This is a genomic window from Jeongeupia sp. USM3, assembly GCF_001808185.1.
In the GTDB taxonomy this organism is placed as follows: domain Bacteria; phylum Pseudomonadota; class Gammaproteobacteria; order Burkholderiales; family Chitinibacteraceae; genus Jeongeupia.
On record NZ_CP017668.1, the window covers coordinates 1358755 to 1373856 of the forward strand.

Below are 15102 nucleotides of genomic sequence, written 5' to 3' on the forward strand. Positions count from 1 at the left end.
AACCCCCATTCACCAGCCGATTGCAATCCAGAAGGTTCCGAATGAACCAACGGATTGATTTGTAAACGCATTGAATTGCGATTGCGACGCAAAACCACCCATGTATATCGGCGGGCTTGAAGTCACTTGCGACGCCTGAACCCAGGTCATCGTCATGCTGAATCCAGCATGAGGAAATTGAATGGGCATCGTGATTGGCGTCGCCGTTGCGCCACCCAATATGGTTGCAATACCCCACTGCAGGATCAGGCCGCTTGGCAGCTTCTGATAACCACTGGTTGCAATCGACGACTGGAATTGCCCCAGGTTTACGGCGTGCCCACTTTGTGTTGCTGCAGGAACACTTACCGATCCGTTGAAGGTAGCGCCGGAAAGCTGCGCAAATTTAGCAACCAGCGCCAGCAACAACTGATTATTTATTCCCTCAGTCGGGGTCAAGCCTGCGGCGGCAATCACCGCAAGAATTTCGTCGGTGATTGCATTTGCATGCGCCGCAGGATCAAGGCTAGCCACTTCGCCAGTCAGCGGACTGCCGTCAGTAAACTTGCCGTTCTTGAGGCCTACACCAGGTACGGATTTCGGGTAATCCATCAGACACCACCATAAGAAAAGAAAACCCGCGTATGCGCGGGCTTGAGTTTGTTGATCGTGCATTCGAGCTGGGCATCACCCCAGCTTTGATATCGATCGCCGAATGGCGCACCGCTCTTGCGCGGCAGCACCTGCGATGCAGGCAGGTTGAGCTGCCAGACGAATTGCCACCCCCAACCGCCGTAGCGCCCTCCCATCCGGGCTCGACCATAGCGGCGTGCGTGAAATTCAGTGATCGTGGCATTCGGGTAACCCAACTGTGCCGCGATGCCGATGAAGTAGCCGCGGGATTGCCCCCCGGTCATCGTGTATTTCGCAGCGGCCGCAAGGCGACGCGCCTCCAGCGATGGCGCACCAACCGAGCATTCATCCGGCAGGCCAAGCACGCGCTCCCAATCCGGCATCAGCTCGTTCGCCGTCCCGGGATCGCACTCGCCCAGCAGGGCGGACAGCCGGTTACAGAATCGGACAACCTCTTCGGCCCACGCCTGGCAATACAGCTGCGGCAGGCTGCCATCGCTGCGCCACGCCGGCCCGGGTGGGAATAGCGCATCAATCGCATCTGCCGCTTGACCCGCGGACATCAGCTCAGCCATGTAATGCCCCCCATCGTTGCCAACTCGAGCGGCCCGCAATCAACACTTGCAGCCGGGGAAACAAGATCGTGCGATTCCTCCCCCGTCGCCAGTGAAATGGCCTCGACCAGATTAGAGCGCTCGAGCCGCGCTCCGGGCACCGGCACGCGCCGGAAGAAAGATGCCAGCGAAGCGCTCACTGCAGCCCGGTTCGCGATCGAATCCGGCCGGAGGCGAATCGACAACGGCACGATGCTCGCAACCGGTGCAATGGCCTTCACTTCGGCAGTAACCGGCCGGACCATATCCAGATACGATTGAATCAGCGCCAAGGCCGCGGCGTCGGGAATAGGATTGGCGTCACCATCACGCAACACCAGCACGCCAACGGCACCCAGCCCCATATACCCAGCTAATGGCCAGGCTCGGGTCACACCGGCGACCTCGAGCGCCCAACGACGGTAGTCGTCGATATTTCCGCCGTGCGGCGGCCGGCGCTGGCGATCCAGAATCCGCGCGCGCCAATCGGGCAACGCTTCGACGTCTGCGCCACCACCGAAGCCGGCGACACTACTCACCGAGGCCAAACCTGCCACCGGCGAGACCGGCGTCAACGCAACCGGGCCCGCGGCGTTTCCGGCTGCGCCAAGCTCAACAGCTTGCACAACAGCTTCGACACCGACAGCTCCGATCACCACATCCGCCCTAGTGAAATACTGCACGCCATCAGCGCGCTGCAGCACGGTCGCCGCCCGCACAATGGCGCCGGGCTGACCCAGCAGCCAGGCCGTACCATAAGCCGCTGCCGCATCCTTGCGCGGCACACCCCAGCGGTTGGCGTGGCGGACCAGCTCGGATTCATCCGCGGTATCGGCGAACAACTGATCGGCGACCCATGAGACAAGTCCGTAGAGTTCGTGAAACAAGCCCGCCTGCACACGGGCGGATACTTCCGCATCAGCCCGCCGCAACGGGTCACCATCGAGGCGGGACACTACGTCGTTACGCGTGCGCTCGATCAGTACCGGCAAATCAGGACGCCCAAACGGCATGAGTCAGCACCTCCCAAAGTTGATCAATCCGGATCTGCAGCGACCCGGAAGGGCGGTGCACGACGACATTCAGCTGCAGACCATCCAGCCCAAGCCGGCGCGCCGAAACGTCGACGCCCCGGGCAACACCATCGTCGACCAGCCAAGCCAACGCCTCGCGTGCATAATCTTCGGCCCGCAAGGGAATATCGGAAGTCAGTTTTTCCCGTCCAAGTAGCCACAGACGTGAACCAATACGATCGTTCGGCACCGGCGGCGCAATGTCGCCCCAGAAGCCGCGGCGATCCACAGCGGCCGGCAAATCCGACGGCTCGGCCAGCCGCCAGGTAAACAGACTGATGACCACGGCCCGCACCAGCGGATCGGCCGCCGGCCCGTTCGGATCAACGGCAAGGCCATCGACGAGAATCGGTAGCGTACTCATGCCATCACCTGGCTCGGTTTGGCGGTCGGCCCGCCACTGACGTTGCGTTCGTTGTGGTCGTGGCCGTCGAATACCTGCCGCATTCCGGCCACGGTCCGACCGTTCGAGCCGGCGTTATCGACGATGTCGCCGCCAGCCTTGAACAGCGCCGACGTCTCGACCAGCGGCGCATTCATCACCACCTTCTGGGCGTTGATCTGCACCAGCTCGCTGGCGTTGATCCGCAACTCCCGGGTGCTGACCTCGACCAGCCGGCCACGCTTGAGCCAGATCGTGTCGCCCTCGTCGGTGTAGATACAGACCTCGCCCGCCTTGAGCCCCTTGATCCGGTAACGCCGATCCGCCGCGACCAGCACCACACCATGACCACGATCACCACCGAGAAAGGCCGCAACCGCTTCTGCGCCCGGCAGCGGGCAGCTGGTCGACCCGTACGCCTCGAGGTGCTCGAGCTCGGCGACCTCGCCGTCGAGCAAGCGCACCTGCAGCACCTGCCCCTTGCCGCCAGCGCGCGCCAGCACCACGGCACCGCGCGCCAGCAGATTGGCGATGGCCCGTTGCGCCGGCGCCAGCATTTTTGTAACCAGTCGCTGCATCATTTCTCCGGTTTGAATGTGACTTTCTGCGGCTTGGCATTCGCCGTTGCCGTCGGCATCGGAAACTCGACCAGCGTCGCCCCCTTGGGCACGCCATCGGTTTTGCCGTCTTTTTTTCGCGCCTTGTCCAGATCGGGCGGCTCGGGCCGATAACCATCGGGAAGGCCAACCCGCAACCGGCACAGCAAGCCCTCGTCCGACAGCGAATACTCGGCTTCGACGATCAGCAGTTCGGCGTTGAAGCCGATCAGCGGGTCGACCACCTTCACCAGCAGATTCGGCCGCCACAGCGCACCATCCTGCTGACGCCAGCCGACGACGGTGTATTCGGCTTCCATCGACTTGGCGGCACGTACATCCCGCTCGAACCGCGCCCGTTCGCTGCACGTTGCGGCGGTTGCGTCACCGGACTGGGTCAGCATCAGCACCCGGCGGCGGCCCATGCCGGTATCGCGCGCGTCGGCACGGATCTCGCTAGCAGCACCGCCGAACACCTCGTCATCGGCAACGCGCTGCCCCTTGACGACGTACTCGCTGAAGCGGTCCTTGGCATCCTGCTGGGCGCCGCCGCGCCAGATGTTGACGCCCAGTTCGAGCCGGTCGCTCGCCCGGCCCACGCCGATCTTGAGCAGCTCGAGCTCGCCACGGCCGTTGTCCGATGCGAACAGCTGCCACGGTCGTAACAGGCGGTCGATCGCCTCGTAGACCGTTTCGCCCTGCTCGATCGCGAACGTCGACACCCGGATCGCGCCCTTGCCGGACAGATCACGCACCGCGACGCCATAGGGCTGCGCCAGTGCTTGCGCGATGACCAGTACCGACTGCCCCGCCCAACGACCGGGCCGATTGATTGCAGAGCAGTCGACCAAGTCGCAGGTCCGGCTCCGGCCTTTCACTCCGGCGTCGATCTGCTTGTCGTCGTATTCGACCGGCGTCGCATCAACCCACCCCGACAGGACGAGGTCATCGCCAATGAAGACTTGGCACCAGTCGCCCACCCTGACCTTCTGGCGCACCTTTGCCAGCTCGGTAGCCGGCCAACGCGCGATGACGCCAAGCTCGAAATCCCGCGCCTGTCGCTCGACGCCCGCCGTAATCCGCACCGACGTCCAGCCGTGATACGGCACGCCGCCAACATAGAGCCGGACGCGATTGCGCGCCTCCTGATTCGGATCGTTCATCGTGACAGCACCTTGAGCAGCACCGGCGGCACCCGCAGCGGATTGACGACGCGATTGCGGTCGACGATTTCGCCAGCCCGAGCCGCGTCCCGATACAGGCGATGGGCGATCACCAGCGACGGCTGGCAGGCTTGCGCGCGGTATTCCCCCAGCGGAATGCCATTGCGCGCCCGCTCACCCAGATCCTTGACGGCGGCAATCCGCAACTGGACCACTGGCCGATAACGCTGGCCATCGACCCGCCCGGCAAGATCGTCCAGCGCGTCAGCCACCGCATTGCTTGCTGCCTCGGCGTCGTCGCTGATCGGCCAGGGCAGCACCGCGGCCAGCCGTACGGCCTCGACCGTCACGGCGACGTCGAGCAGCGCAGTCACGGCCGCAACATTGACGGCCGTTCTGTCTTCGACCTCGCTACCAGTCACAGCGGCCGGCAGCAACGGCTCAGGGCGTGCGGCAATCAACGACACCGGCGTCACGCTGACCGGGTCGGACCGAACCGGCGCCGACTGCATCACCCCATCGCCGGATGACTCCCCGGCACGCAAGGGCATGGCCAAGGTGCGGACCTGCCCGACCAGCCCGAACACCCGGCCCGCCAGCTCGGACGGCAGCAGCCGCTGCCAATCTCCCTTGAGCACGGCGATTCCGGCACTGACCGCCGACTGCACCTGACCGAATGCCGTCGACACCCGGTCAAGACCGCCAAACAACGCGCTGCCGACTTGGTCGTAAGACCAGTCGGGCAGTCCCTGCATATTGAAAACCCGCCCGAAGGCATCGGTCTCGGCCAACTCCCCCCGATCGGCCGCGTTCAGACTGGCCAGCTGCGTATCCGCCGCAGCCGACGGATATTTCCGCTCGCCCACTTCATGCAGGCCGATGCTGACGGCGACGTAACGCCCCTCACCGCGCTCGACGCGATAGCGATACTCCTCGACCTGCACCTGCAACGTGCCGTGCAACGGGTGGATCAGCTCACCCGGCCCGGCCGTTTCCAGCGCGGTCAGCAGCTTGTCGAGCTGCACCATGAAATCGGCGCCATGCAGAAACGCCTCGATAGCAAAGCCGCGAGCGCGCCGTCCCAAGTCTTCGGCCAGCGGTTCGTCACGCTGCGGAAACTCGTGTATTTGCACGCGCCGCCCGCCCTCGCCCTCGAGCGAGTCGACCTCGAAGCCAACGCCTCGAAAACTGGCCGGCCTGAGTTTTTCCGTCCAGGACGCCATACTCACCCCCCCAACACCATGCTGCTGTACCCGACGTCGGGATTGATCGCCACGCCACCCCGCGACTGCGGCGCACTGACCCGCGTACCCGGCGGCGTATTCGAGAACCGGACATCCACCTGGCCGCTGACCTGCGCCTTGCCGGCCTGCAGTAGCGGACTACCCCGTCCCGGCGCCGACTGCACCAGATTCGGAGCCGACCCTTTGTCGTCGGCGGGCCTGGTCGCATCGTCGAACCCGACCTTGAAACCTTCGCCGAACTGGCCGAGCCAGCCCTTGACCGTGTCGAACACACCCTTGATGCGGTCGACCCACGCGCCGAGCTTGCCGAACGACCAGTCCAGAAACGCCTGCAGCGCCTGCTGCGGCGAATCCCAGATCCGGACGAAGACATCGACCAAGCCAGCCAGCGCCGCCAAGGCCATGGGGCCGAGAGCCGCGAGTGCCGCGCCAAGCCACTTGGCCAGCGCGCCGAACGCACCGGTGACGGCCGCCCATACCTGCGGGCCGAACTTGGCGAACAGTCCGACCAGATAGCCGATGGCATAGCCGGCCAGCCGCCAGAGATTCGGAAAGAAATCGGCGAAGAAGGCCGAGACCTTGTCCCAATGCCGCCAGAGCAGATAGGCCGCACCGGCCAGCAAGACCACGGCGGCGACCACAGCCAGCAGCACCGGGTTGGCCGCGGCGAAGATCATCATCGCCATGGCCGCCGTGCGCAGCATGTTCAGGATGGGCAGCAGGCTCAGCAACGTTTTGCCGAGGCTGAAGGCCGCACCCGCAAACGAAACCAGCGAAGCCGCCACACCCAGCACCGCCGCCACGAACGGCGCGGCGAACAAGGCCATCACGATCAGCAAGGCATTCTTGAGCCCACCCACCGCGCGGATTGCGTCACCGATCGCGGTAAAGAACGAGCGGAATCCGGCAATCACGTCGTCCAGCGAGATGCCGGAAAACAGATCGCCGACGGCATGCGCCAGGTCGATCATGCCGTCGCTGATTTTCTTGGCCCAGCGGTCGAGCGTGCCGTCGGCCTGCAGCCGATTCATGGTCGCGAGCACGCCTTTGAGCTTGCCCTTGAGAAAATCGAACACGCCAGCCTTGCCGATCTGCAGCATGAATCGGCTATACGAATCCTTGAGATTGGAAACCGTGCCATCCCAGGCATCCGAGAGCCTGTCCATCGCGCCCTGATACCGCCGGTTCCAGATCCCGGTCACCACCGCCTGGATCTGCGCCGCGCTATTCGCCTTGGCCACCGCGTATATATCCTTACCGTTCTCGACCCACTTGTAATAAATTTTGTCCCCGACCTTACTGGTGCGCACACCCATCTCTTTGAGGCGCTCGTTTTCGCCGGTCAGCGCATCGGCCAGCGCCTCGACCGCCTGGCCGAGCGGCTTGCCCATTGCGGCCGCGGCATCGCCCGCCGCCTTGAGGGCACCGGACTGCGGATCGATCCCGTAGCTCTTGAGCCGTACGAAGGCATCCGTCACCTCGTCCAGCTCGTAAGGTGTTTTGGTCGCAAAGTCACTGACCCACTCCATCGACTGCTTCGCCTTCTCTGCCGAACCCTCGATGGTTTCGAGTATCGCCGTGAACTTCTCGAACTTGGCACTGGTGCCGATGACCGCAGCACCCAGCGCGGCGACGCTGCCGACGCCCGCCGCGCCGGCCAACGCAGCCAATGGCGCCAGCGCCGTGCGGGTGGCTTCGCCCAAGCCGCCGACACTGCCGACCACGCCGCTGACCGCCTTCATCTGGCCGCCAACGGCACGGTTGATTTTCTTGAATGTCGGCGTGAGCTTGTCCACGACCGTGATCAGCGCCTTCAGCTCGAATTTATCCGCCATCGTTCACCTCGGCGGCGATCCTGATCGCCTGTGTTTCGTACAAAAGAAAATCCGGCAGCACCCAGTTCAGGGCAGCTGCCGGATCAACCTTCCAGAAATAGGCGGCGTTGAAGTAGCGCTCGATCAGCTCGTCGGTGCCGCCTCCGCCAAGTCCTGCCCGAAAAAACCGACCACCGCCGTCATGACGGACTGCCAGTCCGCCGGCGACAGCGCGTCGATCGCCGACATCGGCACGCCCGCCAGCCGCACGGCGAACTGAGCGATCACCGCCGATTCGAACAGCACGCGGCCGTCGCCGATTGCATAGGGCAAGCCCACCTCACGGATGTCCTTGCCGGTCGGCGCACGCAGGACCAGCTCGTTCACTTCCTCGCCATGCGCACGTACCGGCGCACTCAGTTTCACAGTGATGTTCATTGCCAGATCCCTTCCTTGCCTTCGAATTGCAACTCGACCGTGCCGTCTTCGGCACTGTAGGCCGAGCCTTCGGTCAGCCAGGCGTTGCGCAGCACGTAGACCCTGCCGTTGGCAAACTCGGCCGTCACGGTCATGTCGTCATTGCTGGTCAGATCGCCGATCGGGAAGTCCTTGCCCACGAAGGCCGACACCTTCACATACGGTGCCGTGGTCGACTCCTTGTAACCGACCACGCGCTGATTCAGTGCCACCAGCGATTCGCGGCTGATCGTGGAGATCGGCGCCTCGACGCCGCCCTGCACGTCGAGCTGCGCGCCGCCGACCTTGATGTAGCACGTACCCGCCAAGCGGTTTTTGGTACCCATGAGACCCCCTTAGCTGCGGAACTGGTTGCGAACCGCGACGATGCGCAGCTGGTTGACGTAGTTCGGCGGGAACAGGATGTTCACGCGGTTCGGATTGCTGGCGTCGATCTCGACGACCAGGTTCTCGGCAAAGCCCGCCGAGTCCTCGACAACCCCCATCTCCTCGAGGAAGGCATAGCGTGCGATCAGCTCGGCACGGATCATGGACGGCGTAACGATGGCTTGGCCCGGGCCGAAGCGCGTGCCGTCTTTCGCCAGCTTGTGGCGGCCGTATTTCTGGGTGACCGTGTAACGCAGGTCGCGCAGCACGTAGGAACTGGTGTAGAGCGTTTCGACGTCGCGATACGACGGATCGGGCTGCCCCCAGGCGTTGACGCGGTAACTGGTGACGCTGCGCTCGACCATCACCGTGCCGTCGCTACCGGTCATGCTGGTCGCAATTCCCGCAGACAGCAGCGACTGGCGCTCCTGCATGATGAAGCGCTGCCCCCGCGGCGCGCCGACGGTACCCAGCAGCGGCAGCGTCTGCGTCGGCCGCGCCGGATCGATGAACAGCGAGCTGGTGCAAGCCCCGCCGTATGCCGCCGCGTACTCCCAGGCCGGCGACTGCACCTGCGTTTCCATGCCGGCCACCGTCAGGTGCTGATCATTGCGCGTGCCGCCGGCAGTCACCAGCGCGCCCAGCGTGCCGCGCTGCGCAGCCCACACGTGGCCGTACAGCATCTGCGCGTAGCTCCAGCGCCCGGTCTGGTCGTTCATCAGCAGCTTGAACGCATCGGTCGTCGCGGCGTCCGACCACGCCAGGACGATCGCGTCAAACAGCTCATCGCCCATCGCCGCGATGGTCGGCGACAGATCGGGCGACCCCGCGCCAGCCGCACCGGCGGCCAGCGCAACGGTCAGGCCGCCCGGCGTACGCTCGCCGGATTCGGCGCCGCGCAGATTCAGCGTGCAGACGATGTCGCTACCGGTAAGCCCCTTGTGGCGGGCCGTCCAGGTCACCGCTCCCGCCGTGGCCGACGCGGTGACCGGCAGGTCGGCCGACGCATTGATGGCGGCGGCCAGCGCCGTTGCCGCCGCCGCGGCGGCGTCGCTCTTGGCGACCCCGGCCTGCACACGCTGGCCGGCGAGGTAGACAGTCAACACGCCGGCCTCGGTTGCCACCCCCGTGATCGTGATCGTTCCGGTTGCGGCGGCACCGCCGGCCGGCTCGGCCACGGCCAACGTCCAGATTTCGGCGCCCGCGTTGTTGCGCCGCACCCGGTCCACCATGCGGGCCAGCATCGAGCCGCGGCCGAAGTAGCCGACAGCCTGATCGCCCGTCGCGGTCAGCGTCAGCTGATTATTGGCGATCGGCGCGCCGGTCAAGGCGTGACCCAGCACGAGGATACGGCTGGAGTTTTCGAAATAGCCGGCCGCGCTGTTGTCCATCTCCGCGTAGAACAGCGGCACCAGCTGATTGGACGGAATGGTTGCCATGGCGACGCTCATTGCTCACCCCCTGCCTTGGCGACCTTGGCCTGCGATGCGCTGGCGAGCGTGACGTCGCCGTCATTCAGCCGGCGCAGCCAGTACTGGGTCTGCTCGACCTCGCGCCCTTCGGCGGCGAGAAAGCCGCCACGCTCCGGGTCGGGCACCTGCAACCCCTTTGCGGGAATCACGTGCATTGCTGTCTCCTGAAAAGACAAAGCCCCGCTCAGGGCGGGGCTGTTGAAAAATGGGTATTGCCGTCGTCAGGCTATCGGCAACCGCAGGGCATGCTCGATCCGGCCATCGGGGCCGGGATAACCGCCGGGGTAAGCCGGCGTTGCGTTCGGGTCGGCGATCGGGTCGATCACGTCGACATTGACGTGCACGGACTTCAGCTCCGGCAGCTCGGCCAGCTCGGTCGCCTTGAAGGCGTCCTCGTCGATCAGCACCGTTTGCGCCGAGAATTCGAGCATCCAGTAGCACACGTGACGGTCGATGCTTTGCAGCTGTCCACCCTGGTAAACGATGGGCGCGTACACATCCGCATCGGGCGACCACGCCAGCAGCGCGCGGAAGACCTCGCGCTTGATCGCGTCGACTGCATCGGCGACGTACAGATCGGGCTCGTCGCCGGACTTGATCGCCAGCACCACGCCGAAGGATTCGGTCACCGTCTGCCGATAGCCGGTCTGGCTTTCGTTGTCGCCCGGGCTGTCGTCGAGTGGCAGCACATAGGCCGCCGGCAGTTGCAGCTTGCCGGCGTCGTCGACCTCGCGAAATTCGGCGCCGCCGCCGACGCGGCGCGCAAACACCGGGCAGCGGGCACGCAATTGCTTGATGATGGGGCTGGATTTCATTTCGCCCCCAACCCCTTACGAATAGCCTTGTTGATCACGTCGCGAACACGCTCACGCCGGTTGTCGAGCGCGTCAGTCATATGATTCTTGCGGGGTGCAATGCGCCAACCTCTACCCAGATCGGGCTGCGCCTTGTGATCACGCCGTCGCTTTGCACCGCGGCGCACGCCGTAGTACAGCATCGCCGGATAAAAATCCTTCGCACCAGCCGGCATATCGTGAAACACCTTTACGTAACCGCCGCCACTCCCTGTTTTTACCCTGGCCGACCGCTGCATTGCCCCAGTCGCCAACTTGGCATACCCGCCATAGGCCGGCAGCTCCGGACCTTGCGCCAAGGCATAACGACTAATCAGGCGACGCGCTTCCTTGCGAACATCTGATCCAGCCCGACGCAAGACGCCTTTCATGAACTTTTTGTCAAAAACCAGCTTGGACTTGCCGACCCATTTGAGACTGACTTCTCTGCGCGCGATTGTCATTGCGCCCCCCCCAGTTCGGTGACTTCCAGTTCGAGGAAGCGGCTTTCGCCGTTGATGTTGTTGACGCGGCGGACACGGTAGCGCCGGCCGCCGTGGGTGGCTTCATGGTCGGCACTCAGGTCGCCGCGGTAGCGCAACAGAATGCGGTGCGTGACCGCGTTATCGGTTTGCGCACTGCCGTGGTAGATCGCACCGCCGACCGGCTCGACCCGCGCCCACACCGTCATCGGCGGGGCACGATCGTGCTCGATACCCCAGTCGCCTGTCGGTTTGTCGCTGCGCAGCTCGAATGTCACGCGATGGCGCAATTCACCGATGCACGGACGTTTCATGGCGACCTCGTGTAATCGAGGTACGGCCCCAGCAAGGCGCGCACCGCAAACGGCATCTCGGTAACAAGGTTGCCGACGTTCACCGCTTCCCGGTTTTCGTACAGATGACCGACCATCAGCAAGATGGCGGCCTGCAGCGACGCGGTGACCACGAGCGCGTTGGCCGGCGGGCTTGCATCGGCGGCCAGTAATTCCGATGTGGCGTAAAGCGCGCGGCGCGTTTCGTTGGCAACAAACTCGGACGCTGCGGCGAGATAGGCGCTGACCAGATCGTCCTCAAACGTCTCGTCAGGGTCCAGGCGAAGATGCGCTTTGACCCGCGCCATCGGCACGAGCCCGGCCATTACTCGGCACCGCCCTTGTCGCCAGCCTGCTTCTTGCCTGCATCGGGCTTGATGATTTCGACCCAACCCTCGGCCAGGGCGATTTCGCACGCCTCGGCATCCAGCTCGACATCGTCGCCCTTGGTGTAATCGACGATGTTGATGCCGTCATGGGAGAACGGAAACGACTTCAACACCCGCACTTTCTTGGCTTCGGACATAGTCCCTCCAGAATGAAAACGGCCCACCAGAGGCGGGCCGGATCGGTTCAAGTTATCGGTCGGATCAAGCCGAGATCTTGAGCAGCTTGATGGCGTTAGAGTTCATCAGGCCGCCACCGACGCGCTTGGTCGTGTAGAAGCTCACGAACGGCTTATTGGTGTACGGGTCGCGCAGCACCCGCGTGCCACGCACATCGGCGATGGTGTAGCCGCGCTTGAAGTCACCGAAGGCCAACGCCAGCGAACCAGCCGCGACGATCGGCATGTCGTCGTTCTCGACGACGGGCTTGCTGTGCAGCGTGCTCGGCGCGTCGGCGTCGAGACCCGGGCGCCACAGGTAGTTGCCGTCTGCATCCTTGAGTTTGCGCAGCACCGGCAGCGTCAGGCTGTTGAGCATGAATGCGGCGTTCTTGCGATAGCCCTGCTTGAGCGCGTAGATCAGATCGATCAGCGCGTCCGGCGTGATGGTTGCGGCGGCGCCGGAGACGATGAACTGCAGCGTGCCGAGCGGGCGCGTGGCATCGCCGGTCGCCGCGTTGGCATAGGCGAGGAAACCCTTGGGCTTCTTGACGCCATCGCCGGCGGTGAACGCGGCACTTTCCTTGTCGGCGAATTCGAGCGCGACTTCCTCGCCCAGCCAGGCTTCTGCATCGAAGTACATGTCGTCGAGCGACTTCTGCGTGGCCTTGGGGTTGGCGTAGAGCTCGCCGAAGAACGGCGCAACGCTGGCCAGCCGCGGCGTGCCGGTGTCGGGGCGGGCGTCTTCTTCGCCGACCCAACCGCTGGCCGCGCCGCCGAGATTGACGAGGCGCTTGTACTCTTCGTTGCCGACGGTGATGACGTTGCAGACACTGCGCATCGGCACCGCGTCGCGCTCGAGCTGGATGATGTTGCGGTCCAGCTCTTCGGGCACGGCAAAACCGCCGTCAGCGTCGCTGCCGACGCTGAGCGACTTGGCTTCGAGCTCGGCAAAGCCACTGTCGTCGCCCTTGCGCATGAAGCGACCGAAGGCCTGCTTGTGCTCGGCGGCGAGCGCCGCGGCGTCGCCACCGACACCCGGGCGGTTGCCCTTCTTTTCGACGGCTTCGAGACGACCCTTGAGGTCGCCAAGGTCGGTCAGCGCCTTGTCGATATTGCCCAGCTTGACTTCGATGTCGCCGGTGGCGCCGCCCTTTTCGACCGCCTTGAGACGAGCGTCGTTGGTCGACTTGAACTCCTCGAAGGCACGACCGAGGTTTTCGACGATTTCTTTGATTTCCGGTGCGGACATGATTAACTCCGAATGGATTTGATGAGGTTTTGAAGTGCAGCCATGTCCTCGCCAGCATCGCGCTGGCCAGCCAGGCTTTTGAACCGCGACGCAAAGGCCGTGGCTTCGTGACGCGAAAAGCCGCCTGCCTCGCGCAGGTAGCGCTCTGCGTCGGAGAGCGTTTGAATGGCGTCGATCCCCTTGACGCCATTGATTCGGGCCGAGTCGTTCGCCGGGAACGTCACCAGCGAGACTTCCCACAGATCCAGCTTGCTCAGCGTGCGAATGCCGCTGACCTTGTCGACGCTGTCTTCGCGGGTGACGAAGCCGATCGACAGGCCGCTGATGGCTTTCATCTGCAGCAGCTCGTACGCCTCGGCGCCGCGGGCGGTCTTGATGGCCAGTTGCCCCTCGAGGTACAGCCCGACGCTGTCTTCGCGCATGAGCTTGTAGCGGCCGATCGGCTCGCCCGAGCGGTGCTGCCACAACATGGCCGGCATACTGCCTTTGGCGTCATGCTGCTTGAGCGAATCGGCAAACGCCCCCGGCGCGACCTTCTCCCAGTACGAATCGACGACGTCGAAGACCGAGCCGTAGCCAGAAAAAAAGCCGTCCTCGCGGACGGCTTTGATCTCGATCCCGAAATCGAGGTGATCAAGTGCTGGCATTGCCGCCCCCTTGGTTGTCGAGCCCGCCGAGATTGACGGGCGTCAGTGGTTCGTCGAGCCCGTCGATCGGGTTCTTGTCGAGCGCGTCGCGCCCTTCATTGCGCGTCAGCACGCCGATACCGACCAGCCGGTAGATGTATTCGGCCGTGTCTTTGAGCGCGCCGCGCAAGAGGCCGGCGACGATGAACTTGGCGTAGTGGCCGGCGCGACGATCGGCGTCGGTCAGCAGGAAAGCGTCGATCGACTGCTCGATGCGCTCGTACCACGGCGTCAGCGTATGCACGACGTGAGCCAGGAACATCTGCTCGGCACTGGCGTAGGTCGCGGCCTTGTCGGACAGGCCGACCATGATCGGCATGACCCGGAAAAACCGGCAGACCTCTTCGATCTGAAAGCGTCGCGTTTCCAGGTGCTGGGCATCAACACCCGAGAGCGAGATGCCGGTCCACTTCGCATTACGGTCGACGATCATGGTCTTGCCATCGTTGTCGACGCCGCGGTACTCGTCGTCGATCCACTTGCGCAGCTGTTTGTGCTGCGCGTCGGTCAGCGCACCCTCGACCGACAGCATGCCGCCCGGCTTGGCGCCGTTGGCGTGTTGTCTGGCGTGGTGCGCCTCGGTCGCGATCGACAAGCCGACGGCCTCGCGCGCCAGCTTGAGTACGTCAGCGCCGAGCACGCCGTTCCACGACGGGCCGCGCAGATGCCAGATGGCATCGGCAGGAAACGTTTGCGATGTGCCGTTGCGGGATCGAACCACATAGGTTCGGGACCAGTCGTCGGCGACCTTGACGGTAACGTCGCCCGGCTGCAGCGGAATCAGCTCGGCGATACGGCCGCCGACGCGACTGACGAAGCAGTAGGCGTTACCGGTCAGGCCGGCGTGCAGCACCATCATTTCGCGCAACTCGAAGCTGGTCATCCAGTCGTTCGGCTTGCGGTGCAGCAGGAAGTACAGCGGGTGATCCTTGGCCGGCTGCCGCACTCGCCCGTCGGCGGAGACCATCAGTTTGAGCGGCACCTGGGCAATGCCTTCGGCGAGCACGCGCAGACAGGCGAAAACCGTCGAGACTTGCAGCGCGGTCGTCCAGTTGACGGCGACGCCCGACTTGACCTCGGGCCCGGCAATCAGCGCGTTTTGCAGATCGACGACGGTAAAGCCGCCGGACTTGGCGCGAAAAGGCCAGGCGACGCCGGAAAGCCAGCTTTTCAGTTTCATT

20 protein-coding genes are annotated in these 15102 nt (G+C 64.3%); all 20 read right to left on the reverse strand.

All coding sequences use genetic code 11. The annotated features are described in order from the left end of the window. Positions 1–9 precede the first annotated feature (9 nt). Positions 10–591, reverse strand: coding sequence for a hypothetical protein (locus BJP62_RS18340; protein ID WP_145927129.1), 582 nt, complete (start codon positions 589–591; stop codon positions 10–12). Continuing rightward, entirely contained in the window at positions 591–1187 is a 597-nt protein-coding gene (locus BJP62_RS06290) for a YmfQ family protein (RefSeq protein WP_070527931.1), read from the reverse strand. Before BJP62_RS06290 ends, BJP62_RS18340 begins: the two co-directional genes overlap by 1 nt. Continuing rightward, on the reverse strand, positions 1175–2218 hold the full coding sequence (locus tag BJP62_RS06295; protein ID WP_070527934.1) for a baseplate J/gp47 family protein: 1044 nt from the start codon (positions 2216–2218) through the stop codon (positions 1175–1177). The genes BJP62_RS06290 and BJP62_RS06295 overlap by 13 nt, the downstream gene beginning before the upstream one ends. After that, positions 2199–2642 carry a phage GP46 family protein gene (locus BJP62_RS06300; RefSeq protein ID WP_070527937.1) on the reverse strand — a complete coding sequence of 148 codons (444 nt, stop codon included), beginning with the start codon at positions 2640–2642 and terminating at the stop codon, positions 2199–2201. The genes BJP62_RS06295 and BJP62_RS06300 overlap by 20 nt, the downstream gene beginning before the upstream one ends. Continuing rightward, positions 2639–3238, reverse strand: coding sequence for a phage baseplate assembly protein V (locus tag BJP62_RS06305; protein WP_205700974.1), 600 nt, complete (start codon positions 3236–3238; stop codon positions 2639–2641). Before BJP62_RS06305 ends, BJP62_RS06300 begins: the two co-directional genes overlap by 4 nt. Continuing rightward, positions 3238–4419, reverse strand: a complete 1182-nt coding sequence (locus BJP62_RS06310; RefSeq protein WP_070527942.1) for a phage baseplate assembly protein — start codon at positions 4417–4419, stop codon at positions 3238–3240. The genes BJP62_RS06305 and BJP62_RS06310 overlap by 1 nt, the downstream gene beginning before the upstream one ends. Next, positions 4416–5642 (reverse strand): DNA circularization protein, encoded by a 1227-nt coding sequence (locus BJP62_RS06315; protein WP_070527945.1) that lies wholly within the window; start codon positions 5640–5642, stop codon positions 4416–4418. Before BJP62_RS06315 ends, BJP62_RS06310 begins: the two co-directional genes overlap by 4 nt. Positions 5643–5644: 2 nt before the next feature. Next, a complete protein-coding gene (locus BJP62_RS06320) occupies positions 5645–7498 on the reverse strand; it encodes a tape measure protein (RefSeq protein WP_070527948.1) in 1854 nt (617 codons plus the stop codon). A 123-nt stretch (positions 7499–7621) separates the two neighbouring features. Beyond that, positions 7622–7915, reverse strand: a complete 294-nt coding sequence (locus BJP62_RS06325) for a phage tail assembly protein (protein WP_070527950.1) — start codon at positions 7913–7915, stop codon at positions 7622–7624. After that, complete coding sequence (locus BJP62_RS06330) at positions 7912–8280, reverse strand: phage tail tube protein (protein ID WP_070527953.1); 369 nt, start codon at positions 8278–8280, stop codon at positions 7912–7914. Before BJP62_RS06330 ends, BJP62_RS06325 begins: the two co-directional genes overlap by 4 nt. A gap of 9 nt (positions 8281–8289) precedes the next feature. Then, positions 8290–9771, reverse strand: coding sequence for a phage tail sheath subtilisin-like domain-containing protein (locus tag BJP62_RS06335; protein ID WP_070527956.1), 1482 nt, complete (start codon positions 9769–9771; stop codon positions 8290–8292). Next, positions 9768–9947 (reverse strand): DUF2635 domain-containing protein, encoded by a 180-nt coding sequence (locus tag BJP62_RS06340; protein ID WP_070527959.1) that lies wholly within the window; start codon positions 9945–9947, stop codon positions 9768–9770. Before BJP62_RS06340 ends, BJP62_RS06335 begins: the two co-directional genes overlap by 4 nt. Before the next feature lie 66 nt (positions 9948–10013). Continuing rightward, positions 10014–10607 carry a hypothetical protein gene (locus tag BJP62_RS06345; RefSeq protein ID WP_070527962.1) on the reverse strand — a complete coding sequence of 198 codons (594 nt, stop codon included), beginning with the start codon at positions 10605–10607 and terminating at the stop codon, positions 10014–10016. Continuing rightward, positions 10604–11089, reverse strand: a complete 486-nt coding sequence (locus tag BJP62_RS06350) for a hypothetical protein (protein WP_070527964.1) — start codon at positions 11087–11089, stop codon at positions 10604–10606. The genes BJP62_RS06345 and BJP62_RS06350 overlap by 4 nt, the downstream gene beginning before the upstream one ends. Continuing rightward, on the reverse strand, positions 11086–11421 hold the full coding sequence (locus tag BJP62_RS06355; protein WP_070527966.1) for a phage head closure protein: 336 nt from the start codon (positions 11419–11421) through the stop codon (positions 11086–11088). The genes BJP62_RS06350 and BJP62_RS06355 overlap by 4 nt, the downstream gene beginning before the upstream one ends. Further along, positions 11418–11765, reverse strand: coding sequence for a head-tail connector protein (locus tag BJP62_RS06360; RefSeq protein ID WP_070527969.1), 348 nt, complete (start codon positions 11763–11765; stop codon positions 11418–11420). Before BJP62_RS06360 ends, BJP62_RS06355 begins: the two co-directional genes overlap by 4 nt. Beyond that, on the reverse strand, positions 11765–11965 hold the full coding sequence (locus BJP62_RS06365; protein WP_070527972.1) for a hypothetical protein: 201 nt from the start codon (positions 11963–11965) through the stop codon (positions 11765–11767). Before BJP62_RS06365 ends, BJP62_RS06360 begins: the two co-directional genes overlap by 1 nt. 64 nt (positions 11966–12029) lie before the next feature. Beyond that, the gene (locus BJP62_RS06370) at positions 12030–13235 is read right to left on the reverse strand and encodes a phage major capsid protein (RefSeq protein WP_070527975.1); all 1206 of its coding nucleotides are present in this window, start codon (positions 13233–13235) and stop codon (positions 12030–12032) included. 2 nt (positions 13236–13237) lie between these two features. Continuing rightward, a complete protein-coding gene (locus tag BJP62_RS06375; RefSeq protein ID WP_070527978.1) occupies positions 13238–13882 on the reverse strand; it encodes an HK97 family phage prohead protease in 645 nt (214 codons plus the stop codon). Beyond that, positions 13869–15101, reverse strand: coding sequence for a phage portal protein (locus tag BJP62_RS06380; protein WP_070527981.1), 1233 nt, complete (start codon positions 15099–15101; stop codon positions 13869–13871). Before BJP62_RS06380 ends, BJP62_RS06375 begins: the two co-directional genes overlap by 14 nt. Position 15102: the final 1 nt, after the last annotated feature.